This is a genomic window from Kribbella deserti, from assembly GCF_042434725.1.
Taxonomy (GTDB): domain Bacteria; phylum Actinomycetota; class Actinomycetes; order Propionibacteriales; family Kribbellaceae; genus Kribbella; species Kribbella deserti.
Genome location: NZ_JBHLTC010000007.1, coordinates 1 through 658, shown reverse-complemented (window position 1 = coordinate 658; position 658 = coordinate 1). Strand labels below are relative to the sequence as shown.

1 protein-coding gene is annotated in these 658 nt (G+C 40.7%); it reads right to left on the bottom strand.

All coding sequences use genetic code 11. From position 1 onward, the window contains the following. The coding region (locus ACFFGN_RS07230) for an IS256 family transposase (protein ID WP_021355123.1) at positions 1 to 527 on the bottom strand (527 nt) is incomplete at its 3' end. Positions 528 to 658 lie beyond the last annotated feature (131 nt).

Sequence of the window (658 nt, the reverse complement as noted above, 5' to 3'; positions counted from 1 at the left end):
CGCTCAAACGTTTCTCGGCGCAAAGGAAGGTATGTCGCATCCAAATAGACGCAGAAAAACTTGTCGCTTAGCTTGCGTTTGTGGTAAGCCTCAACCTTTGGAATCATCTGCTTGGAAATATTTGATACCTGAGCTGGACTGTAATGGCTGCCATACATCTTTTCAATTAGATCGGCTATTTCCCTGGTGGTCACGCCCTTGGAGTAAAGCTTGATAATCATGCTTTCCAAGATATCCGAGTGCTGCTTGTAGTCAGGCAGCGTGTGCTGATGAAATTGACCGTTGCGATCCCGAGGCACTTGCACTTCAATTGGGCCAAATTGCGTATCAACTTTGCGGAAATAAGCACCATTTCTAGAGTTGCCAGTATTCCAGCCATTTCTGGCATAGGGATCATAGCCCAGAAAGGCAGTCAATTCAGCTTCTAACAAGTTATTAACAGCCTGTTGTAGCTCTTTGCGCAATAAATCATTTATTTTGTCTGGATTGAATAGAGCTTGAGCAAAATCTTTGGTAAAATCATTCATGAAGGAGTTCTTCTTTCTGTATGTGTTTTTTTGTTCAAACCAATCATACGAGAAAGGAACTCCTTTTTCTAATGTTTAAAGAAATAAATTTAAGGAATCATTCATCCTTACACAAACTATTTTACAGTCTC